General features: G+C 76.9%; 29 protein-coding genes. 14 read left to right on the forward strand and 15 right to left on the reverse strand.

Annotated elements, in window-relative coordinates; all coding sequences use genetic code 11:
* Positions 1 to 56 precede the first annotated feature (56 nt).
* From glgA to ACFO3M_RS03155, 6 genes are all read left to right on the forward strand, one after another.
* The gene (gene glgA / locus ACFO3M_RS03130) at positions 57 to 1,229 is read left to right on the forward strand and encodes a glycogen synthase (protein ID WP_387986204.1); all 1,173 of its coding nucleotides are present in this window, start codon (positions 57 to 59) and stop codon (positions 1,227 to 1,229) included.
* Positions 1,230 to 1,285: 56 nt separating this feature from the next.
* A complete protein-coding gene (locus ACFO3M_RS03135; protein WP_387986206.1) occupies positions 1,286 to 2,494 on the forward strand; it encodes a PP2C family protein-serine/threonine phosphatase in 1,209 nt (402 codons plus the stop codon).
* Positions 2,491 to 3,576: a hypothetical protein gene (locus ACFO3M_RS03140; protein WP_387986209.1), complete on the forward strand. Its 1,086-nt coding sequence runs from the start codon at positions 2,491 to 2,493 to the stop codon at positions 3,574 to 3,576. Before ACFO3M_RS03135 ends, ACFO3M_RS03140 begins: the two co-directional genes overlap by 4 nt.
* A 40-nt stretch (positions 3,577 to 3,616) precedes the next feature.
* Positions 3,617 to 4,351, forward strand: coding sequence for a GAF domain-containing protein (locus tag ACFO3M_RS03145; protein ID WP_387986211.1), 735 nt, complete (start codon positions 3,617 to 3,619; stop codon positions 4,349 to 4,351).
* A gap of 70 nt (positions 4,352 to 4,421) precedes the next feature.
* Complete coding sequence (locus ACFO3M_RS03150) at positions 4,422 to 5,522, forward strand: spore photoproduct lyase family protein (protein ID WP_387986214.1); 1,101 nt, start codon at positions 4,422 to 4,424, stop codon at positions 5,520 to 5,522.
* Positions 5,522 to 6,496, forward strand: a complete 975-nt coding sequence (locus ACFO3M_RS03155; RefSeq protein ID WP_387986216.1) for an MsnO8 family LLM class oxidoreductase — start codon at positions 5,522 to 5,524, stop codon at positions 6,494 to 6,496. Before ACFO3M_RS03150 ends, ACFO3M_RS03155 begins: the two co-directional genes overlap by 1 nt.
* 7 nt (positions 6,497 to 6,503) lie before the next feature.
* Here the strand turns inward: ACFO3M_RS03155 and ACFO3M_RS03160 are convergent, their stop codons facing one another.
* Both ACFO3M_RS03160 and ACFO3M_RS03165 read right to left on the reverse strand, forming a co-directional pair.
* Entirely contained in the window at positions 6,504 to 7,187 is a 684-nt protein-coding gene (locus ACFO3M_RS03160) for a DUF6766 family protein (protein ID WP_387986219.1), read from the reverse strand.
* A gap of 85 nt (positions 7,188 to 7,272) precedes the next feature.
* The gene (locus ACFO3M_RS03165) at positions 7,273 to 7,650 is read right to left on the reverse strand and encodes a hypothetical protein (protein WP_387986221.1); all 378 of its coding nucleotides are present in this window, start codon (positions 7,648 to 7,650) and stop codon (positions 7,273 to 7,275) included.
* Between the two features lie 127 nt (positions 7,651 to 7,777).
* On the opposite strand from ACFO3M_RS03165, the gene ACFO3M_RS03170 reads away from it, so the two are divergent.
* Both ACFO3M_RS03170 and ACFO3M_RS03175 read left to right on the forward strand, forming a co-directional pair.
* Positions 7,778 to 9,280, forward strand: coding sequence for a phytoene desaturase family protein (locus tag ACFO3M_RS03170; RefSeq protein WP_387986224.1), 1,503 nt, complete (start codon positions 7,778 to 7,780; stop codon positions 9,278 to 9,280).
* Between the two features lie 27 nt (positions 9,281 to 9,307).
* Complete coding sequence (locus ACFO3M_RS03175; protein WP_387986227.1) at positions 9,308 to 9,817, forward strand: DinB family protein; 510 nt, start codon at positions 9,308 to 9,310, stop codon at positions 9,815 to 9,817.
* Between the two features lie 4 nt (positions 9,818 to 9,821).
* Here the strand turns inward: ACFO3M_RS03175 and ACFO3M_RS03180 are convergent, their stop codons facing one another.
* From ACFO3M_RS03180 to ACFO3M_RS03200, 5 genes are all read right to left on the reverse strand, one after another.
* Positions 9,822 to 10,475 (reverse strand): DUF4232 domain-containing protein, encoded by a 654-nt coding sequence (locus tag ACFO3M_RS03180; RefSeq protein WP_387986230.1) that lies wholly within the window; start codon positions 10,473 to 10,475, stop codon positions 9,822 to 9,824.
* Positions 10,459 to 11,922 carry a hypothetical protein gene (locus ACFO3M_RS03185; protein ID WP_387986233.1) on the reverse strand — a complete coding sequence of 488 codons (1,464 nt, stop codon included), beginning with the start codon at positions 11,920 to 11,922 and terminating at the stop codon, positions 10,459 to 10,461. Before ACFO3M_RS03185 ends, ACFO3M_RS03180 begins: the two co-directional genes overlap by 17 nt.
* A 7-nt stretch (positions 11,923 to 11,929) precedes the next feature.
* Positions 11,930 to 13,456, reverse strand: coding sequence for a leucyl aminopeptidase family protein (locus ACFO3M_RS03190; protein ID WP_387986235.1), 1,527 nt, complete (start codon positions 13,454 to 13,456; stop codon positions 11,930 to 11,932).
* Positions 13,457 to 13,545: 89 nt separating this feature from the next.
* Complete coding sequence (locus tag ACFO3M_RS03195; protein ID WP_012947303.1) at positions 13,546 to 13,713, reverse strand: DUF3117 domain-containing protein; 168 nt, start codon at positions 13,711 to 13,713, stop codon at positions 13,546 to 13,548.
* A 75-nt stretch (positions 13,714 to 13,788) separates the two neighbouring features.
* Entirely contained in the window at positions 13,789 to 14,442 is a 654-nt protein-coding gene (locus ACFO3M_RS03200; protein ID WP_387986240.1) for a DNA-3-methyladenine glycosylase I, read from the reverse strand.
* 117 nt (positions 14,443 to 14,559) lie between these two features.
* On the opposite strand from ACFO3M_RS03200, the gene ACFO3M_RS03205 reads away from it, so the two are divergent.
* Positions 14,560 to 15,735, forward strand: a complete 1,176-nt coding sequence (locus ACFO3M_RS03205; protein ID WP_387986243.1) for an HNH endonuclease signature motif containing protein — start codon at positions 14,560 to 14,562, stop codon at positions 15,733 to 15,735.
* 69 nt (positions 15,736 to 15,804) lie between these two features.
* Here the strand turns inward: ACFO3M_RS03205 and ACFO3M_RS03210 are convergent, their stop codons facing one another.
* On the reverse strand, positions 15,805 to 16,701 hold the full coding sequence (locus tag ACFO3M_RS03210) for a DMT family transporter (RefSeq protein WP_387986245.1): 897 nt from the start codon (positions 16,699 to 16,701) through the stop codon (positions 15,805 to 15,807).
* A gap of 71 nt (positions 16,702 to 16,772) precedes the next feature.
* Between ACFO3M_RS03210 and ACFO3M_RS03215 the strand changes: the two genes are divergently transcribed.
* Positions 16,773 to 17,108, forward strand: a complete 336-nt coding sequence (locus tag ACFO3M_RS03215; RefSeq protein WP_387986247.1) for a hypothetical protein — start codon at positions 16,773 to 16,775, stop codon at positions 17,106 to 17,108.
* Between the two features lie 70 nt (positions 17,109 to 17,178).
* Here ACFO3M_RS03215 and ACFO3M_RS03220 read toward each other — a convergent pair whose 3' ends face one another.
* Complete coding sequence (locus ACFO3M_RS03220) at positions 17,179 to 18,027, reverse strand: ABC transporter permease (RefSeq protein ID WP_387986249.1); 849 nt, start codon at positions 18,025 to 18,027, stop codon at positions 17,179 to 17,181.
* Positions 18,024 to 19,049, reverse strand: a complete 1,026-nt coding sequence (locus ACFO3M_RS03225) for an ATP-binding cassette domain-containing protein (protein ID WP_387986251.1) — start codon at positions 19,047 to 19,049, stop codon at positions 18,024 to 18,026. Before ACFO3M_RS03225 ends, ACFO3M_RS03220 begins: the two co-directional genes overlap by 4 nt.
* A 36-nt stretch (positions 19,050 to 19,085) precedes the next feature.
* Here ACFO3M_RS03225 and ACFO3M_RS03230 point away from each other — a divergent pair, with 36 nt between their 5' ends.
* Positions 19,086 to 19,790, forward strand: coding sequence for a TetR/AcrR family transcriptional regulator C-terminal domain-containing protein (locus tag ACFO3M_RS03230; RefSeq protein ID WP_387986253.1), 705 nt, complete (start codon positions 19,086 to 19,088; stop codon positions 19,788 to 19,790).
* A 59-nt stretch (positions 19,791 to 19,849) separates the two neighbouring features.
* Positions 19,850 to 20,479, forward strand: a complete 630-nt coding sequence (locus ACFO3M_RS03235) for a LysE family translocator (protein WP_387986256.1) — start codon at positions 19,850 to 19,852, stop codon at positions 20,477 to 20,479.
* 1 nt (position 20,480) lies between these two features.
* Here ACFO3M_RS03235 and ACFO3M_RS03240 read toward each other — a convergent pair whose 3' ends face one another.
* On the reverse strand, positions 20,481 to 21,290 hold the full coding sequence (locus ACFO3M_RS03240) for a MerR family transcriptional regulator (protein ID WP_387986259.1): 810 nt from the start codon (positions 21,288 to 21,290) through the stop codon (positions 20,481 to 20,483).
* 105 nt (positions 21,291 to 21,395) lie between these two features.
* On the opposite strand from ACFO3M_RS03240, the gene ACFO3M_RS03245 reads away from it, so the two are divergent.
* Positions 21,396 to 21,863 carry a DUF2243 domain-containing protein gene (locus tag ACFO3M_RS03245; RefSeq protein ID WP_387986262.1) on the forward strand — a complete coding sequence of 156 codons (468 nt, stop codon included), beginning with the start codon at positions 21,396 to 21,398 and terminating at the stop codon, positions 21,861 to 21,863.
* Complete coding sequence (locus ACFO3M_RS03250; protein ID WP_387986265.1) at positions 21,860 to 22,585, forward strand: cytochrome c oxidase assembly protein; 726 nt, start codon at positions 21,860 to 21,862, stop codon at positions 22,583 to 22,585. Before ACFO3M_RS03245 ends, ACFO3M_RS03250 begins: the two co-directional genes overlap by 4 nt.
* Here the strand turns inward: ACFO3M_RS03250 and ACFO3M_RS03255 are convergent.
* The 4 genes from ACFO3M_RS03255 to dapE are packed head-to-tail and all read right to left on the reverse strand — an operon-like array spanning position 22,573 to position 25,378.
* Positions 22,573 to 23,037, reverse strand: a complete 465-nt coding sequence (locus ACFO3M_RS03255) for an SRPBCC family protein (protein WP_387986267.1) — start codon at positions 23,035 to 23,037, stop codon at positions 22,573 to 22,575. The two genes, ACFO3M_RS03250 and ACFO3M_RS03255, sit on opposite strands and share 13 nt — an antisense overlap.
* Positions 23,030 to 23,425: a DivIVA domain-containing protein gene (locus ACFO3M_RS03260; RefSeq protein WP_387986270.1), complete on the reverse strand. Its 396-nt coding sequence runs from the start codon at positions 23,423 to 23,425 to the stop codon at positions 23,030 to 23,032. The genes ACFO3M_RS03255 and ACFO3M_RS03260 overlap by 8 nt, the downstream gene beginning before the upstream one ends.
* 7 nt (positions 23,426 to 23,432) lie before the next feature.
* Positions 23,433 to 24,275, reverse strand: a complete 843-nt coding sequence (locus tag ACFO3M_RS03265) for an LOG family protein (RefSeq protein WP_387986273.1) — start codon at positions 24,273 to 24,275, stop codon at positions 23,433 to 23,435.
* Complete coding sequence (dapE, locus tag ACFO3M_RS03270) at positions 24,272 to 25,378, reverse strand: succinyl-diaminopimelate desuccinylase (RefSeq protein ID WP_387986276.1); 1,107 nt, start codon at positions 25,376 to 25,378, stop codon at positions 24,272 to 24,274. Before dapE ends, ACFO3M_RS03265 begins: the two co-directional genes overlap by 4 nt.
* Positions 25,379 to 25,391 lie beyond the last annotated feature (13 nt).

Below are 25,391 nucleotides of genomic sequence, written 5' to 3' on the forward strand. Positions count from 1 at the left end.
TCCACGCGTCCGCCGTCGCCCCGCCTCCGCACTCCCCGCCCCCTAGGGTGACCGCCGTGCGGATCGGCATCGTCACCCGTGAGTGGCCACCAGACGTCTACGGCGGGGCCGGCGTGCACGTCGAGCACCTCGTCGCGGCCCTGCGCTCGCTGCCCGCGGGCCCGGACCTGGAGGTGCACGCGTTCGGCGGCCCCCGGACCGACGCCCGCGGCTGGGCGGTGCCGCCGGGCCTGGCCGAGGCCAACGGCGCGCTGCAGGCGCTGGGCACCGACGTCGAGATCGCCGCGGCCCTGGCCGGGGTGGACCTCGTGCACAGCCACACCTGGTACGCCAACGGCGCCGGGCTGCTCGCCGGGCTCGTGCACGGGGTGCCGCACGTGGTGACCGCGCACTCGCTGGAGCCGCGGCGGCCGTGGAAGGCCGACCAGCTCGGCGGCGGCTACCGGCTGTCGTCGTGGGTGGAGCGCACCGCCTACCTCGCCGCGGACGCCGTCATCGCGGTGAGCCACGGCATGCGCGCCGACGTCCTCGACGCCTATCCCGACCTCGACCCGGCCCGCGTGCACGTCGTCGGCAACGGCGTGGACGCCGAGGCCTACCGGCCCACCCCCGCGCCCGACGTCGTCCGCTCGCTCGGGGTCGACCCCGACCGGCCCTACGCGCTGTTCGTCGGCCGGATCACCCGGCAGAAGGGCGTCGTCCACCTGCTGCGGGCGGCCGAGCAGCTGCCGGCCGACGCCGGCCTGGTGCTGTGCGCCGGCGCCGCCGACACCCCGGCCGAGCGGCAGCAGGTCGCCGACGCCGTGGCCGAGCTGCAGGCCCGCCGGCCGGGCGTCGTCTGGATCGAGGCGATGCTGCCGCGCGAGCAGCTGGTGCCGCTGATCACCGGGGCGACGGTGTTCGTCGTCCCCTCGGTCTACGAGCCGCTGGGCATCGTCAACCTCGAGGCCGCCGCCTGCGGCACGGCCGTGGTCGCCAGCGCCGTCGGCGGGATCCCCGAGGTCGTGGCCGACGGCGTCACCGGGCTGCTGGTCCCCTACGACCCCGACGACGTCGCCGCCTTCGAGGCCGGGCTGGCCGCGCGCATCGCCGAGCTGCTCGCCGACCCGACCCGGGCCGCGGCGATGGGCGCCGCGGGCCGGGAGCGCGTGCTGTCGGAGTTCGGCTGGCCGGCGATCGCCCAGCAGACGGTCGGCGTCTACCGGGCCGTCCTCGACGCCCGGGGCTGATCCCCGCGACCCGCTCCCCGCGCCCGCCGCGGGCCGGGATGCGATCCTGACCCCTCGTGGCCACCGATCCGCGCCCGTCCGACCGGGACCCCGTCCGGGCGCTCGTCCGTGCGTCGCACCACCTGTCCGCCGACGACCTCGGCGCCGTGGTCGCGGAGCAGGCGCGGCGGCTGGGCGTCCGGGGGGCGGTCGTCTACCTCGCCGACTACGCCCAGCACGTCCTGCTGCCGCTGGGCGGCGAGGGCGTGCCCCTCCGGCACGAGGTGACCATCGACGGGTCGGTGGCCGGGCGCGCGTTCCGGCGGGTCGAGCCGGTCCCCGCGCCGGCCGGCGACGGCCCGGCCAGCCTGTGGGTGCCGCTGCTCGACGGCGCCGAGCGGATCGGCGTGGTCGAGTACGTCCTCGACGGCGACCCCACGCCGGAGCTCGAGGACGACGCGCGGTCCTTCGCCTCGCTGGTCGCCGAGCTGGTCGTCACGCGCGACGCCTACAGCGACCTGTTCGCCCGGCTGCGGCGGCGGCGGGAGCTCACGCTGGCCGCGGAGATCCAGTGGGAGCTCCTGCCGCCGCTGACCTACGCCAGCGACCGCGTCGTCATCACCGGCGCGCTCGAGCCCAGCTACGAGATCGGCGGGGACACCTTCGACTACGCGGTCAACGGCGCGCTGGTGGACCTGGCCGTGCTCGACGCCGTCGGCCACGGCCTGCCCGCCGCCCTCCTGGCCACCGCGGCCGTCGGTGCCTACCGGCACGCCCGGCGCACGGGCCTCGACCTCCCGGCGATCGCGGCCGCGATGGACGCCGTCGTCGCCGGCCAGTTCGCCGGCAGCCGGTTCGCCACCGCGGCCGTCGCCCGGCTCGACCTCGACACCGGACTGGTGACCTGGGTGAACTGCGGGCACCCCGACCCGATCGTCGTGCGCGACGGCGCCCTGATCCGGCCGCCGGCCTGCCCGCCGGCGCGCCCGCTGGGGCTGCTGGCGGCGGCGCCCGCGGTGTGCCGGATGCAGCTGCGCCCCGGGGACCGCGTCCTGCTCTACACCGACGGGGTCGTCGAGGCGCGCTCGCCCGAGGGCGCGTTCTTCGGCGAGGACCGGCTCGCGGACCTGGTGGTGCGCGCCGAGCTCGCCGGCGACCCGCCGCCGGAGACGATGCGCCGGCTCATGGGCAGCGTCATGCAGCACCAGGACGGCCGGCTGCAGGACGACGCGAGCATCGTCATGGTCGAGTGGCAGACCGGACGCGAGGAGCAGTTGAGGCTGTGAGCACGGCACCGGAGAGCCCCCTGACCGGCGAGGCGGCGGGGCCGGCCGACGTCGTCGTGGGGCTAGTCGCCGCGCCCGGCGCGCCGGTGGAGGTGGCCGACGAGCTGGCCGGCGACCTGGCCGGCGCGCTGCGCGAGCGGCACCCCGACGTCGCGTGGGACGTCCGCGTGGTCGAGGACGGGCTGGTCCAGCCACCGGCCGACGACGCGGAGATCGTCGCCGCGGCGCGCGACCGGCTCCTGTCGGAGGAGTGGGACCTCGCCGTCGTCGTCACCGACCTGCCGCTGGCGGTCGACCGGCGCACCGTCGTCGCGCACGCGAGCCCGGTGCACGGCGTCGCGGTGCTGTCCCTGCCGGCCCTGGGCGCGGTCGGCCGGCGCCGCCGCGCGCTGCAGACGACGGTCGGGCTGGTCCGCACGCTGCTCGGTGACGCCGAGGGCGACGACGACCCGGCCGCGCTGCGCCGCCGGGTGCGCGAGCTGGCCACCGACCCGGCCGACACCGCCGAGGGCGTCCGGTTCACCGCCCGGGTGCTGTCGGGCAACCTGCGGCTGCTGGTCGGCATGGTGCGCGCCAACCGGCCGTGGCGGCTGACCATCCGGCTGTCCCGCGCGCTGACGGCGGCGGTCGCGGCCGGCGTCTTCGCCCTGGTGACCGCCGACATCTGGCGGCTGGCCGACCGGTTCGGCTGGCTGCGGCTGTCCACCGTCGGGCTGGGGTCGGTGGTGGCCATCTGCGCGACGCTGGTCGTCGGGGCGGGGCTGTGGGAGCGGGCCCGGTCGCGCCGGGTGCGCAAGCAGGTGGCGCTGTTCAACCTGGCCACCGTCGCGACCGTGGTCATCGGGGTGCTCACCCTCTACGCCGCGCTGTTCACCCTCGCGCTGGTCGGCTCGCTGCTGCTGGTGCCGTCCGCGCTGTTCGCCGAGGGGCTGGGCCACCCGGCCGCGATCGGCGACTACCTGGAGCTGGCGTGGCTGACCAGCTCGCTGGCGACGGTCGGCGGGGCGCTGGGCGCGGGCCTGGAGGACGACGACGCGGTCCGCGAGGCGGCGTACACGCACCGGCCGGACGCGACGGGGTGACCGGGATGGCCGCGGGGGCCGCAGCGGGTGAGGATGACGTGTGACCATCGCCACACGGTTCGCCGCGGCGCTGGACGCGGAAGCCACCCGGGGCCCCGGGTCGGCCGAGCTGCTGCCGGTCCGCCTCTCCCGGGCGTGCGTCACCACCCTCGGGGTCGACGCGGCGGGACTGTCGGTCGTCGACGCGTCCGGCCTGCGCATCCCGATCGGGGCGAGCACCACCGTGGCCGCCTGCGCCGAGCGCCTGCAGTTCACCGTCGGCGCGGGGCCCTGCTGGGAAGCCCAGGAGACCCGGCAGCCGGTCTTCGCGCTGCTGGCCGACCTGCGGCGGCGCTGGATGCCCTTCGCCGACCTGCTCACCGCGCAGACGCCGTTCCGCGCGGTGGTCGCCCTCCCGCTGCGCGAGGACCTCGCCGGCGCCGGGGCGCTCGACCTGTACTTCACCGACGAGGCCGCCGTGCCGAGCCTGGACGTCTTCGCGGCGATGGCCGTCGGCGAGCTGGTCACCGCGGCGCTCAGCGACGCCGCCGTCTGGTCGGACTGGCCGGCCGAGCGCGGCCCCGACTGGCTGCACGGCCCCGAGGCGCGCCGGCGGGCCGCGGTGGTGCGGGCCGCGGGGCGGGCGGCGATGGCGCTGGAGACCGACCCGGCCACCGCCCTGGACCTGCTGCGCGCCGAGGCCTACGCCGGCGGACGCGCCGTGGAGGACGTCGCCGAGGACATCGAGCAGGGCCGCCTCGACGTCCACGAGCTCGCCCCGGACCGGCACCGCTGATCCGCACCGTGTGACCGTCCCCGCAGGTCAGGGGCGGAATCCGGGCTCGCGCGCGGGCGCTGTACCCCGCGTGACCGCAGCGCCTCCGCCGTCCGCCGCGCCCGTCCCCTCCCCCACCCGCCTGCTCGACGTCCGCACGGTCTACGCCGAGCCGGCCGCCCTGGACTCCGCCCGCGGCCGCGAGGTGCTCGCCCGCTTTCCCGGCGCGGAGGTCGTCGAGGTGCCCTCGCACTGGAAGATCCCCGAGCTGCACGGCAACGAGGGCAACGTGGACCGCTGGGTGCGGGTGAAGACCGAGACGCTGGTGCTCGGCGTGAAGAAGTCGCTCACCGCCCGCCCGAACGGCCGCTCGGCCGACTGGATCGCCCCCTCGACGGCGAACGGCTGCGCGATGGCCTGCGCCTACTGCTACGTGCCGCGGCAGAAGGGCTACGCCAACCCGATCACCGTCTTCACCAACATCGAGCAGATCACCGGCTACCTGCGCCGGCACGTCGCCCGGCAGGGGCTCAAGACCGAGCCCGACCAGGTGGACCCGGTCAGCTGGGTCTACGACATCGGCGAGAACAGCGACTGCTCGGTCGACGCGCTGGTCAGCGACAACGTCGCCGACCTGGTCGCCACCTTCCGCGGGCTGCCCACCGCCAAGGCGTCGTTCGCCACCAAGTACGTCAACCGGCAGCTGCTCGACCTCGACCCGCAGGGCCGCACCCGCATCCGCTTCTCGCTCATGCCCGACGCCGACTCGAGGGTCGTCGACGTGCGGACCAGCCGGATCGCCGAGCGCGTCGCCGCCGTCGACGACTTCGTCGAGGCGGGGTACGAGGTGCACCTCAACCTCTCGCCGGTGGTGCTGCGCGACGGGTGGGAGGCCGACTGGGCGCAGCTGCTGCGGCAGCTCGACGACACCCTCTCCCCCGCGGCCAAGGCCCAGGCGGCCGCCGAGGTGATCATGCTGACCCACAACCGGGACCTGCACGAGGTCAACCTCGGCTGGCACCCGAAGGCCGAGGACCTGCTGTGGCGGCCGGACCTGCAGCAGCCCAAGCGCAGCCAGAACGGCCAGTGGAACGTGCGCTACCGCAACGACGTCAAGCGGGCCGGCGTCGAGCGGCTGCGGGAGCTCATCGCCTCCCACGCGCCCTGGCTGCGCGTGCGGTACGCGTTCTGATGCGCCTCTCGCTGCTCGACCGCTCGCGCACCCGCGCCGGCGAGCCGGACGCGGCGGCGCTGCGCGGCACCGTCGAGCGGGCCGTGGCGGCCGAGCGGCTGGGCTACGGGCGGTTCTGGGTCGCCGAGCACCACGGCGTGCCCGGCATCGCCGGGGCCGCGCCCGCCGTGCTGCTGGCCGCGGTCGCCGGCCGGACGACGACGATCCGGCTGGGCTCGGCCGGCGTCATGCTGCCGCACCACCAGCCGCTCGTCGTCGCCGAGCAGTTCGCCACCCTCACCGCCTTCGCGCCCGGCCGCGTCGACCTGGGCCTGGGCCGCTCACCGGGCTTCACCCCGCCCGTGCGCCGGGCGCTGCGGGAGGCCGAGCGCGACTTCGCCGCCGACCTCGCCGAGCTGCGCGCCCACCTCGACGGCACCGCGGAGATCACGATGCACCCGCGCCCGGCCGGCGACGTGCCGATGTGGGTGCTGGCCACCGGGCGCGGCCTGGAGGTCGCCGCGGCACTCGGCCTGCCGGTCGTCGTCGGCGGGCCGCTGCTGGGGGTGGCCGGCGACCCGGAGCCGGGGCGGCAGGCGCTGGCCCGCTACCGCCGCGCCTACCGGCCCTCGGAGCAGGCGCCGGAGCCGGAGGTCGCGATCAGCCTGGACGTGCTCGTCGCCGACACCGCGGCCGAGGCCGCCGACCTGCTGCTGCCCGAGGCGTGGGCGATGGCGCAGGCGCGCACCACCGGCGTCTTCCCGCCGCTGGAGCCGGTGGCCGCGGTGGAGGCAGCGCCGATGACGGCCGTGCAGCGGCGGCACGCGGAGCGGACGGCGGCCACGGCGGTCGCCGGCACCGCCTCGCAGGTGGCCGCGCGGCTGGCGGAGCTGGCCGAGCGCACGGGCGCGACCGAGCTCGTCGCCGCGGGCAGCACGCACGACCGGACGGCGCTGGCCGCCTCCGACGCGGCGCTGGCCGGGCTGCTCGCCTGAGCGGTCCTCACCCCGTGGCGCCGGTGTCGGAGTGGGACGCGCCGACCGGCTTGGACTCCGGCGACCCCCGCTGGCGCAGGTAGACGGCGAACACCGCCATCGAGCCGACTGCCAGCATCTCCGACTGCCAGTTCTGGAAGCTGCGGTTCCAGAAGTCGGCGTGGCCGAGGTAGGCCACCCAGCTCACCGGGTCCGCGTGCGACTGCAGCTGCCCGGTGTTGTACGCCGCCCAGCCGGCGACCGAGGTCGCCGCCCAGGTCAGCAGGAAGATCCCGGCGAACAGCAGCCCCAGGGACCGGGAGAACAGCGCGCTGCGCCAGCCGCCCGGCCGCGCCCACGCCGGCGAGTCGTCGCGGGCGTGGGCGCCCGTCAGCTGGTCCTCGTCGCTCTCGGTCCCGGCGTCGTCCAGCTCCTTGGACTCCGGCGACCCCCGCTGCACCAGCCAGACGGTGGCGAACACGTAGAGGAAGAACTGCAGGTACTCCGACTGCCAGTTCTCCATGACGTCGACGGCGAACGACGACGAGGTCACGTAGTGCGCCAGGGTGACCGGGGCGAGGCCCTCGGCCTGGCGGTCCTCGCTCGTCTGGGCCGCCCCGGCCACCGCCTGCCCGGCCAGGCTGAGCAGGAACAGCAGTCCGAAGCCCAGGCTCAGCGAGTTCTCCCGGACGAACCGCCGCACTCCGCTCACCGCCCGAGCAGGGCGAGGACCAGGCAGTAGGCCACGCCGCCGAAGACGACCAGCAGGTAGGCCAGGAACACCCCGCGCACGGATCTCACGAGCCCTCCACCAGGCAGTCGTAGCGCCCCTCGCCGGAGGGCCGGCAGCCGGCCGCGGCCACCTCCCAGCCGTCGGGCGCGCGGGAGAGGAAGAGCGTGTCGTCGGTGAGCCGCACCTGGGCCTCCTGACCCCAGACCTGCGCGGTGACGACGCCGCCGGTGCCGAGCGGGAGCTCCTCGAGCGCCACGGGGCAGCCGGTCGGCTCCTCGTGCTCCAGCGCCTGCACCGCCGCGTCGGTGAGCAGGTCGCAGCGGGTGGCGGGATCGGCCGTCGCGAAGTCCCCGGCCACCTGCTCGACGTCGGGCAGGTGCACGTCCGAGCACCCGGTCAGCACCACCACCAGCACCGCCGTCGAGCACACCGCCGTCCGCACGGGTCGTCCTCCTGTCGTGCTCCCGCGTCGGCTCCGCAGGTGTGCCGATCGTGGGCCGGGGAGCCGGGCCCCGCCACCTCGGGTGATCACCCGATCGGGCGGTGAGCCGCGGCACTACGGTGACGCTGTGGCACGGGTGGTGGTCGTCGGCGCCGGGCTGGGCGGCCTCGCCGCCGCGGCGCGGCTCGGCGCGCTCGGGCACCGGGTGACCGTGCTGGAGCAGTCCGGCGCCGTCGGCGGCAAACTCGGCTGGTACGCCCGCGACGGCCACGCCTTCGACACCGGCCCGAGCCTGGTCACGCTGCCGCAGGTGCTGCGCGACCTGTTCGACGCCACCGGCGGCCCGCTGGAGGAGTCCGTCGACCTCGTCCGGCTCGACCCCGCCGTCGACTACCGGTTCGCCGACGGCACCCGGCTGGCCGTCCCCGGGCACCTCGAGGCGGTCCCCGGCGCGCTCGACGCCGCCCTCGGCGACGACGCCGGCACGCAGTGGCAGGCGCTGCTCGAGCGCGCCGGCGCGATGTGGGCGATCACCGAGCAGCCGTTCCTCCGCTCGCCGCTGCGCGGCGCGGCCACCCTGGCCCGGCTGGCCCGCGACCCGGCCGACGTCGCCGCCGTCGCGCCCTGGCAGACGCTGCGCGGCCTGGGCGCCCGCTACCTGCGCGACCCGCGGCTGCGCGTGCTGCTCGACCGCTACGCCACCTACTCCGGCTCCGACCCGCGGCGCGCGCCCGCCGTGCTGGCCACCGTGCCCTACGTCGAGCAGGCGTTCGGCTCCTGGTACGTGCGCGGCGGGCTGCACCGGCTGGCCGAGGCGGTGGCCGAGCGGGCCCGCGAGCACGGCGCCGACGTCCGCACCGGCACGCCGGTCCGGCGGGTGCTGCGCGACGGCGGCCGGGTGGCCGGGGTGGAGCTCGCCGAGGGCGGCGAGGTGACCGCCGACGTCGTCGTCTCCGGCGCCGACGCCACCGCCCTGTACGCCGGGCTGCTGCCGCCGGACCGGCGCACCCGCGCGGTGCGGCGCGGCCTGACCCGGGCGACGCCGTCGCTGTCGGGGTTCGTGCTGCTGCTCGCGCTGCGTGGCCGCACGCCGGGCCTGGCGCACCACACCGTCGCCTTCCCCGCCGACTACGACGCCGAGTTCGACGCGGTCTTCGGCACCGGACGCCACCGCGGCCTGCCCTGCCCGGTGCCCGACCCGACCGTCTACATCAGCGCTCCCGACGACCCCGCCACCCGGCCCGACGACGACAGCGAGTCGTGGTTCGTCCTGGTCAACGCGCCGCGGCACGACCCCGAGTGCGGCGTCGACTGGGACACCCCGGGCCTCGCCGACCGCTACGCCACCCGGGTGCTGGAGGTGATGGCCGCGCGCGGGCTCGACGTCCGGTCCCGGCTGCGCTGGTCGGTGACCCGCACGCCGGCCGACCTCGCCCGCGAGACCGGCAGCGTCGGCGGCTCGATCTACGGCACCTCGAGCAACGGCGCCCGCGCGGCGTTCCTGCGCCCGGGCAACGCCGCCCCGGTGCGCGGGCTGTACCTGGTCGGCGGCTCGTCGCACCCGGGCGGCGGGCTGCCGCTGGTCACCCTGTCGGCGGAGATCGTCGCGGGGCTGGTCGGCCCGGCCTGACGCGCCCCGGCGTGCGAGGGTCCCCCGGTGCGCACCGACCCGCCGGAGACCGCCGACGAGACCACCACGCTGACCGGCTACCTCTCCTACCAGCGCGAGACGCTGCTGCTGAAGACCGAGGGGCTCAGGCGCGAGCAGCTGGCCCGGGCGCACCCGCCGTCGTCGCTCACCCTGGCCGGGCTGCTGTACCACCTCGCGCTGGTGGAGGAGACCTGGGCGGTGGAGCGGTTCGCCGGGGAGCCGGAGCCCGCGCCGTGGGACGGCGTCGACTGGGACGCGACCCCCGACTGGGAGTTCGACGCCGCCGTGGACCTCGAGCCGGAGGTGCTGCGCGAGCGCTACCGGGAGGCCGGCCGGCGCACCGACGCGGTGGTCGCGGCGGCCGGGTCGCTGGACGCGCTGTCGGTGGTGCCGCTGCGCAACGGCAACCGGTTCAGCCTGCGCTGGATGCTGCTGCACCTGGTCGAGGAGACCGCCCGGCACAACGGCCACGCCGACCTGCTGCGCGAGGCGGTGGACGGCGTCACCGGCGAGTGAGGCGCTACCGCGCGAGCTCCGTCGCCCAGGCGGCGACGGCGATCTCCCCGGTGGTGCCGGCGTCGACCCACACCGGCAGGACTTGACCCGGGTCACCGGGCACCGGGACGACGCGCAGCGCCTGCCCCTCGGTGAGCCCGCCGTCGGTGACCGTGGCCGACCAGGAGACGCCGGTGACCGCGCTCTGGCCCGGCTGCAGCACCAGCGGGGCCGGCCCCGGGTCGATGACCGTGTAGCTCGACTCGTGCGCCACGGTGAACGGCATCGGCCGGCCCGTCCCGTCGAGCACCTCGACTCCGGCGTAGCCGGTGACGTCCCGCGGCGCGTCCCCGCAGTTGGTCACGGTGACGACGACGCCGCGGTGGCCGAGCCCGGCGTCGACCGGGCCGGCGGTGACGAGCAGGCCCAGCGGCGAGCATGTCGGCGTCACCGGCTGCGGCACCTCCGGCGCGCCGGGTGCCGGGGTGGGCCCGGTCGGCTCCGCGGCCGGGGTGGGTCCGCCCGGCACGCCGGTGCCCGCGGCCTCGGCGCCACCCGGGACGCGGGCCGCCAGCACCCCGGCCGTCACCGCGACGACGGCCAGGGCCACCAGCAGCGGGACGAGCCACCGGGCCCGCGGCGTCCCAGCCCCGCGCGGGGTGTCAGCCCCGCGCGGCACCGAGGCCCAGCACCGCGGCGAGCCCGAGCGCGCTGCGCGGGGCGTAGGCCGCCCGCCACAGCCCGCCGTGGACGGCGGCGTACGCCTCGTCCTGCCACGGCTGCTCGTGCCGCGGCCCGCCTCCGGTGTGCAGGTCGTGCACCAGCAGCGCGGCCATGAGCACGTTCGACGTCGCCGGCTCGAACACCTCGACGCCGAAGCGGTGCGCCCCCGCGTAGGCGGCGGCCAGCGCGCGGTTCTTCACCACCGAGCGGGTGCGGGTGGGCGGCGCGACGTTCATCGACACCGTCGTCCCGGCCGCCCGCGCGACGGTCGCCCGCCACCGCTGCAGCCGCTTGGCCAGCGCGTAGTTCGGGCCCTGCTGCGCGACCAGGCTGTCGCTGATGCCCGGGTCGGTGCCCGGCACGTACGCCCGCTGCAGCAGCCGCCCGGCCGAGAGGGTGCGCAGCGGCCGGCCGAGGAGCTTGCCGGCGCGGGAGCGGCCGGCGTAGGCGCGCGCCGACTGCTCGACGGCGTCGCCGGGGACGGCGAAGACGTCGGTGGGCGTGGCGAGGAAGGCCAGCGCGAGGTCGGGACGGTCGCGCTGCAGGCGGAGGGTGAGCGCGTCGACCGCCGCCGACACCCGCACGTTGGTGGCGCCGTCGGCGTAGACGTAGTCGCCGAGCACCGGGTCGCCGGGCAGGCCGGCCACCCAGTCGCCGACGGCGGGCACCTCGCGCACGAGGTCGGCGCCCGCGGTGCCGGCGAGGTCGCCGTCGTCGGCGGTGGCGGGCAGCAGCAGCCGTCCGGCGCCGCGGCGGGCGGTGTCGAGCACCCGCCGCCACAGGTCCGGCCGCGGCAGGTCGACCCCGGCCACGGTGGCGCCCCACCGCAGCAGTGCTGTCAGCGGGCCCATCTCCGCGCCCGCGCCGAGCACGACGACGGTCCGGCCGGGCAGCGACAGCCACTCCGGGTGCGCGGCCACGGTGCGCACCGCCTCGCCGAGGCTGGGTTCGGCGATGCCGCCCTCGACCCAGGTGTCCACCTGGCGCAGCAGGTCGTCGCCGCGCAGCCGCCGGCCGTGGAAGGGCAGCGTGAACTCGCGCTCGGGCTCGGCGGTGCCGGCCACCTCGCGGGCCCGCAGCACCCGGCCGGCCGGCGCCGCGGGCAGCGCGGCCAGCGGCTGCTCGCCGTCGTCGGCGGCCACCCGCAGCCGGGCGTGCACGGCGTCCAGGCCGGCCGCGGCGATGGCCCGGGCCGCGTCCGGGGAGGCCAGCCCCGCCTCGACCAGGCGGCGGAAGTGCACCAGGTAGCCCGCCCGCCAGTTGGTCTCGGACTCGGCGGCGCGGGCGCCGGTCGGGTCGACCGGGCGCAGCGCGTCGGCGACGACGGCGCGCCCGACCGCCGCGGTGCTGCGCCGCCCGTCGGGGCCGGCGGGGAAGACGACTCCGGTGTCGTCGGTGCTCATGGGCTCCTCAGTCCGTCACGGTCGGCGGCGGGTCGAGCGGGGCGCCGGCCTCCAGCCAGCGCAGCAGCGTGCGGACGCCGAACCCGGTGCCGCCCTTGACCACCTCGGCGTCGTCGGAGCCGGCCCGGGCCGGGCCCGCGATGTCGAGGTGCGCCCACGGCAGGTCGCCGGCGAACGGGCGCAGGAACAGCGCGGCGGTGGTGCCGCCGGGGTTGCCGGGGGCGTTGTTGGCGTCGGCGACGTCGCTGTCGAGCAGGTCGGCGTACTCCTCGGCCAGCGGCATCCGCCAGACCCGCTCGCCGGCGTGCAGCGCGGCGGTGGACAGCGCGCCGGCCAGCCCGTCGGTGGTGGCGTACAGCCCGGCCGTGCGGGCCCCGAGCGCGGTGCGCATCGCGCCGGTGAGCGTGGCGACGTCGACCAGCGCGGTGGCGCCGAGGTGCAGCCGGGCGTGGGCGAGGCCGTCGGCGAGCACCATCCGGCCCTCGGCGTCGGTGTTCCTGACCTCGGTGGTGCGCCCGCCGACGTGCCGGACGACGTCGGAGGGCCGGTAGGACGACCCGGACACCGCGTTCTCCGCGGCCGGGACGACGGCGGTGACCGCGACCGGCAGCTCCAGCCGCGCGGCGGCGTCGACCGCGGCGAGCACCGCCGCTCCCCCGGCCATGTCGGTCTTCATCTCGCGCATGCCGGGGCCGCGCTTGATCTGCAGGCCGCCGGTGTCGAACGTGATGCCCTTGCCGACCAGAACCGGCCGGCCGGGCCCGGCGCCGGGCGGCTCGTACGCGGCGACGACGACCCGCGGCGGGGACGCCGAGCCGCCGCCGACGGCGAGCACGCCGCCGAAGCCGCCCGCGGCGAGCTCCTCGGGGCCGAGCACGGTGACGGTCACGTGCGGCAGGCCGGAGAGCCGCTCGACGGCCTGCGCCGCCAGCCAGGCCGGGTCCTCGGTGTTCGGCGGGGTGTTGACCAGGTCGCGGGCCCAGGCGACGGCGGAGCCGGTGACCTCCCCGGCGCGGGCGGCCGCGACGACGGCCGGGTCGTCGGCGTCGGTGGCGACCACGGTGACGGTGGCCAGCCGCGGCGGGTGCGGCCGGGAGGTCTGGCGGAACCGGTAGCCGGCCAGCAGCGCGGCCTCGACGGCGGCGCGGACCTCGTCGGCGCCGGCAGGGGCGGCAGCGCCGTCGAGGGGCAGGACCAGCCGGGTGGCGCCGTGCTCGGCGAGGGTCTGCGCGCGGCGCACCGCGGTGGCGACGTAGCCGCGCAGGTGCGGCAGCGTCCCGTCGCCGAGGCCGGCGGCGACGACGCTGCGCGGGGAGCGGCCGGGGACGGGCAGGTCGGTGACCTTGCCGGGCCGGCCGGTGTTGCCGGTGTCCTGCAGCGCGCCGGCGAGCAGGCCGGCCGGGACCGGCGGGGCGGTGCCGGGGGCGGGCGAGGTCAGCCAGGTCGGCAGCGTGCCGCCGGAGCCGACCGGGACGGCGAGGACGTCGTCCTCGGTGAGGCGCGGCAGGCGGGCCAGCAGTTCGACCCGCGGCAAGGGTGCGGCCCCGGTCGCCGGCGTGCTGCCGGCGGCCGGGGCCGCGTCGTCCTGCGCGGTGCTGCCCGAGGGCGAGCTCGCGGGGACGTTCAGCTGGTCGCGCCCTTCAACGCCTCGGACAGCGCCGCGGCCTCGTCGGGGGACAACTCGACGACCAGGCGGCCGCCGCCCTCGAGCGGCACCCGCATGACCAGGCCGCGCCCCTCCTTGGTGACCTCCAGGGGACCTTCACCCGTGCGCGGCTTCATGGCCGCCATGCGTGCCTCCTTCGCCGGCCACCCGTCGCCCCTGTGCGGCTGCGGTGTGGCTGTGTCTCGGTGCAGTGAGCTCCGCTACCCATGATCCCGTATGACCGCCACGGAACCAACCGGAGCCCCCTCCCGGGTGGCGCGGAAGCACGTCGCGACGTGGTCGTCGACCATGCCGGTGGCCTGCATGAGGGCGTAGGCGGTGGTCGGTCCGACGAACGCGAAGCCCCGCCGCTTGAGCTCCCTGGCCATCGCGGTGGACTCCGGACTGGTGGCCGGGACGTCGGCGAGGGTGGCCGGTCGCGGACGCTCTCCCGTCGGCGCGAACGACCACAGCAGCGCCGAGAGGCCCTCCGGGACCTCCTGCGCGGCACGGGCGTTCCGGATCGCGGCGGCGATCTTGGCGCGGTTGCGGACGATGCCGGCGTCGGCCATCAGGCGGGCCTCGTCGTCGGCGGTGAAGGCCGCGACGGCGTCGATGGAGAAGCCGGCGAAGGCGGCCCGGAACGCGGGGCGCTTGCGCAGGATGGTGATCCAGGACAGGCCGGACTGGAACGCCTCGAGGCAGAGCCGCTCGAACAGGGCGTCGTCGCCGTGCAGCGGGGTGCCCCACTCCTCGTCGTGGTAGGCGACGTACTCGGGGGCGCTGTCGCCCCAGGCGCAGCGCACGCGGTCGGTGGTCGGCACGGGCTCCACGACGGCGACGCTAGTGCCGCCGTCCGACAGGTCGGTCGTCATGGACACCTCCTACGGCCGTCCGGCCCGGCTGCACGACGGCGATCGGAGATCTGTGGACGGACCGCTGACCTGGGGATTCAGGGTGCAGGCGGTCGTCGGACCCACTAGACTTCGATCATGTGTTCGGGTGAGCCGGGAAGCGGTGACGTCCTCGACGACGTCGCCGCGCTGGTCGCCGAGCGCAACCGGATCGACGCCCGCCTGGCCCGTGCGGTCCGTGCCGCGGAGCTGTCCCGGGCGCCGGAGCGGGACGGGTTGAGGTCGATGGCCTCGTGGCTGCGCGGGCACTGCCGGCTGTCGACCGCCGACGCCTCCCGGCTGGTGCGCACCGGCCGGGCGCTGGAGCACCTGCCTGCGCTGGCCGAGGCCCACGACGCCGGACTGGTCACCGCCGAGCAGGTCGCCGTCGCCGCGCGGGCGGTGACACCCGAACGCCTCACCGCCGCCGCGGCCGCCGGGGTGGACCTGGCCGTCATCGACGCGGTCTTCACCGGCGTGGCGGTCGAGCAGCCGCACGCCGACCTGGCTCAGGTGGTGCAGCACTACTGCAACGCCCTCGACCCGGACGGGCGGAAGCCCGACCCGACCGAGGGGCGGTCGCTGACGCTGACCCGGCACGCCGACGGCTCCCTCACCATCCGCGGCCACCTGGACGCGGTCGGCGGCGAGAAGCTGCAGGCCGCACTCGAGGCGCACGTGCAGGCCGACCGGCCCGCCGGCGACGAGCGCACCCGCGCCCAGCGCCTCGGGGACGCGCTGGTGCAGCTCGCCGACAACGCCCTCGCCGCCGGCTCGCTGCCCACGCTGCGCGGGCACAAGCCGCAGATCGCCGTCGTCATCGACCTCGACGACCTGGTCGATCCGGCCGGGCGGCCGAACGCCGGGCGGATGGGCTTCGGCGCCACCATCTCCGCCGCGAGGGCCCGCTGGCTGGCCTGCGACGGCGCGGTGTCCCGCGTGGTGTTCGGCCCCGACGGCGCACCACTGGACCTCGGCCGGGAGCGGCGGCTGATGAGCCGCCACATCCGTCGCGCAGCGGAACTGCGCGACGGGGGGTGCGTGTTCGCCGGCTGCGGCGCACCGACGTGGTGGTGCGACGTCCACCACCTGGTCCACTGGATCGACGGCGGCGACACCAGCCTCGACAACGCAGCGCTGCTGTGCGAGCGCCACCACACCAAGGTCCACCACGGGTTCCGCGTCGAGCGACAACCGAGCGGCACCTGGCGCACCCACCGACCCGACGGCACCGAGATCACCACCCCGGCACCCCTGCTCGCTCCCGCCGCCTGACCGCCTCCCGGACCAGGGGCGAGCGTGCGCGGCGTCGGAGCACGGACCGTCCGGCCGTGACCGCGGGCCTCAGGGGACCGCGGCGTCCACCGCGGCGGGAGCCGGAGCCGGGGCGTTGCGCTGGGTGGCGAGCACGCAGCCGACGAGCACCAGGGGCAGCCCGACGGCGAGGCCGAGGGTGAACGGCTCCCCGAGCAGCAGGACGCCGGCGACCACGGCGACCGCCGGGTTCACGAACGTGATCACCAGCGCCCGCTGCGGCCCGACCTCGCGGATGAGCGCGAAGAACAGCACCAGCGCCACCGCCGTGCACACCACCCCGAGCGCGACCAGCGACGCCAGCGCGGGCACCGACGCGTCGGCCACCTCCCCGACCCGCGGCAGCGCGAACGGCGCGTACACCAGGGCGGTGATCGTCAGCGCGAGCGCGCTGACCGCCACACCCGGGACGTCGGCCAGCGACCGGCTGGCCACCAGCGGCGCGGTGCCGTAGCCGACGACCACCAGCACCACGGCGAGCACCGGCAGCAGCGCGATGCCCTCCACGTCGAGCCCGAGCAGCGCGGCGATGCCGACGACGCCCAGCCCCATGCCCGCGAGCCGCACCGGCGTCAACCGCTCCTCACCGCCCAGCAGCCGCGCGGCCAGCGCGGCGACGAACGGCACCGACGCCACCAGCAGCCCGGTCAGCGAGCTCGACAGCGACACCTCGGCGTAGGACAGCAGCAGCCAGGGCCCGGTCATCTCCAGGACCGTGAACACCAGCAGCGCCCGCCAGTGCCGCAGCGCCGGCCGCACCTGCCCGCGGGCGAGCGTCCACGGCAGCAGCAGCGCCGCCCCGATCACGCACCGGGCGAAGACGACGACCACCGGCGACGTCTCCTCGACCGCCACCTTGATCAGCAGGTAGGGCACTCCCCAGATGACCGACATGGCCAGGAACAGCGCCCATCCGCGACGACTCACCGCGACATCCTCACCGATCCGGTGCGCGTTCCCGTTGCGCATCCCCGCTGACCGGCGTTGGACTCCTCGTCGTGGACCCCGGCCGGCGCTTCGACCTCCTGGTGGAGGCCCTCGCCACCCGGCCCGGCGTCGGTCCACCCGGCGCGGGCGGGGGGCGGGGCTTCGGTTCGGCCGCGCTCACCGTCGACGGGTCGATCTTCGCGATGGTCGTCGGCGGCGCGCTGGTGCTGAAGCTGCCGCGTCACCGCGTGGAGGGCCTGGTCACCGCCGGCACCGGGCTGCCCTTCGCCGCGGCCAACGGCACCCCGATGCGCGAGTGGGTCGCCCTCGACCACGGCACACCCGAGTCCGACCTCGCCCTCGCCGAGGAGGCCATGGCCTTCGTGGCCGCCCGCCGGCGCAGGTGAGGCGCTGGAACGGCCACCCTCCAGGGCCCGCGCCGAGCTCGCGAGGCGTGGGGGAAGGGCGGTCCTTCCCCTACTCGGGGCGGCTGAACAGCCAGGCGGCGACGGCGAGCAGCGCGGCGCCCACCCCGGCCACGACGACGACGTCGAGCCAGACCGGCACCGGCCAGTCGCCCCAGTGCAGCGCGACGGCGTCGGCCGCGGCGGGGTCGACGTACCGGAGGACCAGCCGCCGCACGGCGTCGACGCCGTAGGTGATCGGGTTGGCCAGCGCCAGCACGTGCAGCCACCCCGGCAGCGCGCCGCTGACCGGGAAGAAGGCGCCGGACAGGAACATCAGCGGCGCGAGCAGCAGCTGCACCCTGGGCATCACGGTCTGGATCTGGTCGACGCGGACGGCGATGACCAGGCCGAGCGCGGTGATCGAGAACGCGACGAGGAACAGCAGCGCGACCGTGCCCACGATCATCAGCGGCGCGTACGGGACGCCGACCAGCCTGGCGAGCGCCAGCAGCACGACCGACTGCAGCGTCGCCACGGTCGCCCCGCCCAGCGCCTTGCCCAGCACGATGCTGGTCCGGCTGACCGGCGCGACGAGCATCTCCCGCAGGAAGCCGAGCTCGCGGTCCCAGACGATGGAGATCGCCGAGAAGACGGCGGTGAACATGACCGAGGTGGCCAGCACGCCGGGGAACAGGAACGTCGAGTAGTCGGCGTCGCCGAAGGCGTCGACCGGGATCGTGGCGCCCAGGCCCTCGCCCAGCACGAACAGGAACAGCAGCGGCTGGGCGAACGACGACAGGATCCGGCCGCGGTCGGTGCGGAACCGCAGGATGTCGCGGTGCCAGACGACCTTCACCGCGCGCAGCTCGTGCCGCAGCCCGCGGCCGGCGAGCCGGACGGGGGCGGTGGTCGCCGTCATCGCCGGCCTCCCCGGGACATCGCCGCCACCATCGGGCTGCGGCCGGCCGCGGCCTGGCGGTCGGCCATGCGCGCGCCGGTGTAGGCCAGGAACACGTCGTCCAGCGTCGGCCGGGACACGCTCACCGAGCGCACCGTGAGGCCGAGCTCGAACAGCCGCGGCACGAACTGCTCGCCGTCGGGGGTGAGGACGACCAGCGCGCCGCCCTCCCGCTCCGTCTCAACGCCCAGCCGCTCGCGCACGAGCGCCTCGGCGGCATCGTCGTCCGTGGTCACGACCCGCACCCGGTCGTGCCCCACGCTGGCCTTGAGCGCCGAGGGCGTGTCCAGCGCGCCGATCCGGCCGGCGTCGACGATCGCGATGCGGTCGCAGCGCTCGGCCTCGTCCATGTAGTGCGTGGTGAGGAAGACGGTGATGTCCTCCTCGGCGCGCAGCCGGTCGACGTAGCGCCACAACGACGCCCGCGACTCCGGGTCCAGCCCGATGGTCGGCTCGTCGAGGAACAGCACGCGCGGGGAGTGCAGCAGCCCACGGGCGATCTCCAGCCGGCGCTTCATGCCGCCGGAGAAGGTGCGCACGAGCGAGGCGCGGCGGTCGGTCAGGCCGACCATCTCGAGGACGACGTCGATCCGCGGCCTGACCTCGGCCCTGGGCATCCCGTAGATGTCGGCGTGGAAGCGGAGGTTCTGCTCGGCGGTCAGGTGGTCGTCGAGGGTCGTCTCCTGGAACACCAGGCCGATGTGCCGGCGCACCTCGGTGCGGTCGCGGACGACGTCGAAGCCGGCCACGCGCGCGGTGCCGGCGGTGGGCCGCAGCAGCGTGCACAGGATCTTGATGGTCGTGGACTTGCCCGCACCGTTCGGGCCGAGGAAGCCGAACAGCTCTCCCCCGCGCACCGACAGGTCGATGCCGCGCACGGCCTCGACCTCGTCGAACGTCTTGACCAGACCGGTGACCTCGACCGCGGGCGGACGGTCGGCAGCGGCCTCCCCCGAGGGGGTCCCTAACGCCGTTAGAGTCACTCTGGCAGCGTCCTCGAACACCGTTAGAGTGTCAAGGTGCCGATCTCGAGGGACGACGTCGTCCGCGCCGCCGTCGAGGTGCTCGACGAGGAGGGCCTGGCGGGGCTGACCCTCCGCGGGGTCGCCGCGCGGCTGGGTGTGAGCGCGCCGACGCTCTACTGGCACGTCAGGGACAAGCGGCACCTCCTGGACCTGGTGGCCGACTCCGTCCTGGCGGAGGTGCCGGAGAGCACGCGGGCGCCGCGCCCGGGCGAGCCGGTCTGGGAGTGGCTGGCGGAGGCGAGCCGGGTGCGCCGGGCACTGCTGCTCGCCCACCGCGACAGCGTCCAGGTGGTGGCCGGCAACCGGCCCACCGAGGTGGCGCTGCCCGGCATCGAGCGCACGCTGCGCGTCCTCGTGGAGGCGGGGCTGGAGCCGGGCGAGGCGGTGCGCGTGGTCACCGCGCTGGGCTCGTTCGTCCTCGGGGACGCGCTGGAGACGCAGACGGCGCTGGACCGGCCGACGGGCGAGCCGGACGGCGGACCGCTCGGCGACCCGGACCGCTTCCCCACCCTCGCGGCCGCGGTCCCCACGGCCGGCGGCGACGAGGAGCGGTTCGAGGAGGGTCTGGCGCTGTTCCTCGACGGGCTGCGCGCCCGCCTGGAGCGCCGCGACCGCGCCCGGCGCGAGGCGGCCCTCGACTGCCCGGCTCCGGAGGTGGAGCGCCTGGGCCCGGGGGCGCCGGTCACCGCACGGGACTGACCCCGGCGCCCCCTCAGTACGCACCGGCACGCGGTGGCCCGGTGCGTACCGTCGGCCGCGTGGAGTGGTCGGGATACGGGACCTTCGTCGTCCTCGCCGTCGTGCTGGTCCTCGTGCCGGGGCCGGACGTCGCCGTCGTCATGCGCAACACCCTCGGCGGCGGCCGGGTGCGCGGCTCGTGGAGCGCGGTCGGCATCACCGTCTCCAACGTCCTGCAGGGCGCGGCGGCCGCGACCGGCCTGGCCGCGCTGGTCGTCCGCGTGGAGCCGCTGTTCCAGGCGATCCGCTGGGCGGGGGTCGCCTACCTGACGTTCCTCGCGCTGCAGGCGTTCCGCTCGGCGGTGCGCGGCCGCTACCCCGACCTCGGCGACGGCGGGCCCGACGCCGGGCGGGCCGCGCTCACCGGCCTGCGCCAGGGCTTCCTCAGCAACGTGACCAACCCGAAGGTGCTCGCCTTCTACCTCGCCGTCCTGCCGCAGTTCCTCGCGCCGGGCACCGCCGTGCCGGTGCTGCTGGCCTACGCGCTCACCCACGCGGCGGTCGGGCTGGCCTGGCTGCTCCTGCTCGTGGCGGGGCTGTCCCGGGCGCGGCGGGTGCTGGCGCGCCGCCCGGTCCGCCGGGCCCTCGACGCGTTCACCGGCTGCGCGCTGCTCGCGTTCGGCGCGCGGCTGGCGGTCTCGCGCGCCTGACTCAGGCCACCGGCCAGGCCACCTCGACGTGCGGGGCGTCCGGGTCGGCGTCCCGCGGGCTCGGGTAGACCTCCGCCGGGCTGCCCGCGCGCTCGAGCCCGCGGGCGTCCACCCAGGCGCCGACCGCGTCGTAGGCCCCCAGGATCCCGGGGAACTCCGCTCGCCGGCGGGACAGGCAGGTGACCGCCTCGCGCCCGGCCTGCTGCAGCCGGATCCGCAGCTCCCCCGCCGGCCCCACCCAGCCGGTGAACGGCCGCACGACCTCGACCGGCCCGTCGCCGTCCTCGGTGACCATGCCGTGGTAGACGACCCGCAGGGGGCCGGCGGGGGCGGCGCCGGAGCGCTCCAGGTGGGCGGCGATCTCGCCGGACGCGCCGGTGACGAACCCGTCCAGCTCGTCCACGGTCAGCCGCCGCTCGGCGGTCAGCACGGTCCGCTCGGGCACCGCGCGCAGGGACACCTCGTACACGTCGTCCTCCTCCGCCGGTTCCGCGGTCAGCGCGTCGACCAGCGCGCGGCGGCGCCGGACGTCGTCCTCGACGCCGGCCCACCAGCGGGCGACGGCGGCGCACCGCTCCCGCGGGCCGAGGTCGACGACGTCGCGCACGCGGGCCAGGGGCATGCCCGCGCGGCGCAGCGCGGCGATCAGCCGGGCCCGCTCGACCTGCCCGGCCGCGTAGCCGCGGTAGCCGCTCCACGGGTCCACCGCGTCGGGCACGAGCAGCCCCTGCTCGGCGTACAGCCGCAGCGCCTTGGCCGACAGCCGGGTGCGCCGCAGGAACTCGCCGGCCCGCAGCAGGTCTCCGCTCACGCCGACGAGCGTGCGGCATGCCCCAGGGGCACGGTCCAGCCGGGCCCGTTTCCCGGCGGCACCGGCCGGGCAGCGCCCGGGGACACGCGACGACGGGAGGGCCCCGTGCCCGACGCACTCCCCCGGCCCGCGCCCCGGCGCCGGCTGCTGGTCTCCGGCCTGCTGCTCGGCGCCGGCACCGCGGGCGCGGTGGACGAGATCGTCTTCCACCAGCTGCTGCACTGGCACCACTTCTACGACCGGGCCAGCGGCGCGGCCGGCCTGGTCTCCGACGGGCTGCTGCACGCCGGCACGTTCTCCGCCGCGGTCGCGGGGCTGGCGCTGCTGGCCGACGCCCGCCGCCGCGGCCCGTTCACCGCCGTCCTGTGGTGGGGCGCGGTGCTCACCGGCGCCGGCGCCTTCCAGGTGTGGGACGGCCTGGTGCACCACAAGCTGCTGCGGCTGCACCAGGTCCGCTACGGCGTCGACCTCACCGGCTACGACGTCGCGTGGGTGCTGCCCGGCGTGGCGCTGCTGGCCGCCGGGGTCCTGCTGCTCCTGCGCGCGCGGGGACGCCCGGTCCCGCGCCCGTGACCGCCGTCCTCGCGCTGCTGCTCGCCGCGGCCGCCGCCTACGTCGCCGCCACCTGGCGCTGCCGCCGTCCGTGGCCGCTGGCCCGCACCACCGCGTGGCTCGCCGGGCTGGCCGCCGCGGCGGGGGCGGTCGCCGGCCCGGGCACCGCCCACACGGACCTGCACGCGCACATGGCCGCGCACCTGCTGGTGGGCATGGTCGCCCCGCTGCTGCTCGTGCTCGCCGCCCCGGTCACCCTCGCGCTGCGCGCCCTGCCGCCGCCGGCCGCGCGCCGGCTGGCCCGGCTGCTGCGCACCGCCCCCGCCCGGTGGCTGGCCGACCCGCTGGTCGCCGTCCCGCTCAACGCCGCCGCGCTGTGGCTGCTCTACGGCACGGGGCTGCACACCGCCGTCGCGCACCGGCCGGTCCCGGCCGCGCTCGTCTGGCTGCACGTGCTGGTCAGCGGGTACCTCGCCACCGCCGCGGTGCTCGCCGTCGACCCGGCGCCGCACCGCCGGCCGGTCGCCGTGCGCGCGCTGGCGCTGGCCGGCGGGGCGGCCGCGCACGACGTCCTGGCCAAGGCCCTCTACGCCTCCCCGCCCGCGGGCACCGTCGGCGCCGAGGAGGGCGCGCGGCTCATGTACGACGGCGGCACGGTGGTCACCGTGCTGACGGCGGCGCTGCTGTGGCGGCGCTGGTACGTCAGCCGCGACGCGGTCCGGGCGGCCGCTCAGCCGGGATAGGTGCGGGCGAAGCGGGCGAACCGGCGCAGCGCGACCCGGAAGCCCACGACGACGAACGGGCGCGCCAGCGGCCAGCCGGCCCGGCCGAGCAGCCCGAACGGCGGGTACCACCGTTCGGTCAGGACCAGGTCGGTGCCGCCCCCGGCGGGCGTCAGCTCGAAGACGCCCGGCCCGCGCACGATCCGGCCGGTGTGCTGGACGACCACCCGCCGCGGCGGGTCCCACTCGGTGACCACCATCGTGTCCAGCACGCCGAGGTGCCGGCCGCGCCGCCACGGCAGCGGGACGCCCGTCCGCGCGGCCAGCCGCACGCCGACCCCCTCCTCCGCGGCGGTGACCACCTCGACGTCGGTCGCCGGCATCCACCGCCCCTGGCCGCGCCAGTCGGTGAGCGCCGCCCACACCTGCTCCGGGTGCGCCGCCACGTGCACCGGCAGGACCAGCTCAGGCATCGCGGCGCGCCCCGTCCCCGGTCGGTGCCCCACCCGCCCCGTCGCCGTCCGGCAGGGGCAGGTCGGGGTCGGTGTCGGCGTCGGCGGCCCGCGGCGGCGGCACCGCGCGCAGCGCCGCGATCGCCTCGTCCCGCTCGTCCAGCGCCAGGGCCAGCTGCTCGAGCAACCAGTCCACCTCGCTCATCCGGTAGCCGCGGACGGCCACCGACACCTGCAGGCCGCGCACGTCCTCGCCGGTCACCGGCCGGTCGTCGGGCAGCTCGACCGGCGAGCGGTCCAGATCGGCCGGCGGCTGGGTCTCGCCGCGGCCGAGCAGCAGCGACCCGCCGAGGAACAGCAGCGCCCCCACGACGGCGACCGCGGCGGTCCCGACCAGCAGGGACAGCACGGCCGCCTCAGCCCTCGACCGGCTCGACCGGCGGGGCCAGCGGCGCCCGCATGCCCCCGCCGCCGTCCCCGTTCTGCCGGGCGGTCTCCGCCTCGCGGACCAGCGCGAGCACCTCGTCGACGTCGTCGGTGACGGTGAACAGGTCCAGGTCGCCGGCGTTGATCGTGCCCGCCTCGACCAGCGTGCCGCGGATCCAGTCGACCAGGCCCGACCAGTACGCGCTGCCGAACAGCACCACCGGGAAGCGGGTGACCTTGCGGGTCTGCACCAGCGTCAGCGCCTCGAACAGCTCGTCGAGGGTGCCGAAGCCGCCGGGGAGGATGACGAAGGCCTGCGCGTACTTCACGAACATCGTCTTGCGGACGAAGAAGTAGCGGAAGCTGATGCCGAGGTCGACCCACTCGTTGAGCTCCTGCTCGAACGGCAGCTCGATGCCCAGGCCCACCGACAGCCCGCCGGCCTCCGAGGCGCCGCGGTTGGCCGCCTCCATCGCGCCCGGCCCGCCGCCGGTGATGACCGCGTAGCCGGCCCGCGCCAGCGCCGCGCCGATCTCCACGCCGGCCGCGTAGTGCGGGTGGTCGGGCTTGGTGCGGGCGCTGCCGAACACGCTGACCGCCCGCGGCAGCTCGGCGAGCAGGCCGAAACCCTCGACGAACTCGCTCTGGATGCGCAGCACGCGCCACGGGTCGGTGTGCACCCAGTCGGTCGGCCCGCGGCGGTCGAGCAGCCGCTGGTCGGTCGTCGTCCCGACCGCCTGCGGGTCCGGCTCGCCGCCGCGCAGCATGATCGGGCCCCGGTGACGGGTCGGGCGCGGCCTCCGCGCCCCGTCGGGCGGCGGGGTGGTCGTCATGCGCTGCCTCCGGACAGGTAGGCGGTCAGGGCGTCCTCGGCCGGCTGCAGCCGGTCCACGAGCACGGACTCCTCGCGGGTGTGCGCGAGCTGGGGGTCCCCGGGGCCGTAGTTGACCGCCGGGATGCCGAGGGCGGCGAACCGGGCGACGTCGGTCCAGCCGAGCTTGGCCCGCGCCGGCCGGCCGACGGCGGCGACGAAGGCCGCGGCGGCGGGCTCGGTCAGCCCGGGCAGCGCGCCGCCGGCGTTGTCGACGACGGTCAGCGTGGCGCCGGCGGCCAGCGCGTCGGCGAACACCTCGCGGACGTGGGCCTCCGCGGCGTCCTCGTCCCGGTCGGGGGCGTAGCGGAGGTTGACCGTCACCCGGCACTGGTCCGGGACGACGTTCCCCGCGACCCCGCCCTCGACGCGGACGGCGTTGAGCCCCTCGCGGTAGGTGCAGCCGTCGATCTCGACCTGCCGCGCCTCGTAGGCCGCCAGCGTGCCGAGGATCCCCGCGGCGCCGTGGATCGCGTTCACCCCGAGCCAGCTGCGCGCCGAGTGCGCCCGGCGGCCGGTCACCTCCAGCACCGCCCGCAGCGTGCCCTGGCAGCCGGCCTCGATCTCGCCGTCGGTGGGCTCCAGGAGGACGGCGAGGTCGCCGTAGAGCCAGCCGCGCCGCTCGCGGGCCACCCGGCCGAGGCCGCTCTTCGCGGACTCGACCTCCTCGTTGTCGTAGAAGACGAACGTGACGTCGTGCGCGAGTCCCGCCCCCGGGACGCCGAAGCGGCCGGCCAGCCGCAGCATGACGGCGTCACCGGACTTCATGTCGCTGGTGCCGCAGCCGTAGACGCGCCCGTCCTCGAGCCGGCTGGGGACGTTGTCCGCGATCGGCACGGTGTCCAGGTGCCCGGCCAGCACGATCCGGGTGTCGCGGCCGAGCGTGGTGCGGGCCAGCACGGTGTCACCGACCCGCTCGACCTCCAGCCCGCCGAGCGCCCGCAGCGCGGCCTCGACGGCGTCGGCGAGCACCCGCTCGTCGCCGGAGACCGACGGGGTGTCGACCAGCGCCCGGGTGAGGGTGAGGACGTCGGCGGACAGGTCCAGGTCGAGCGCGCCGGTCACGGTGCCCGAGCCT

It is taken from the genome of Geodermatophilus arenarius, from assembly GCF_042654585.1.
GTDB lineage: Bacteria > Actinomycetota > Actinomycetes > Mycobacteriales > Geodermatophilaceae > Geodermatophilus > Geodermatophilus arenarius.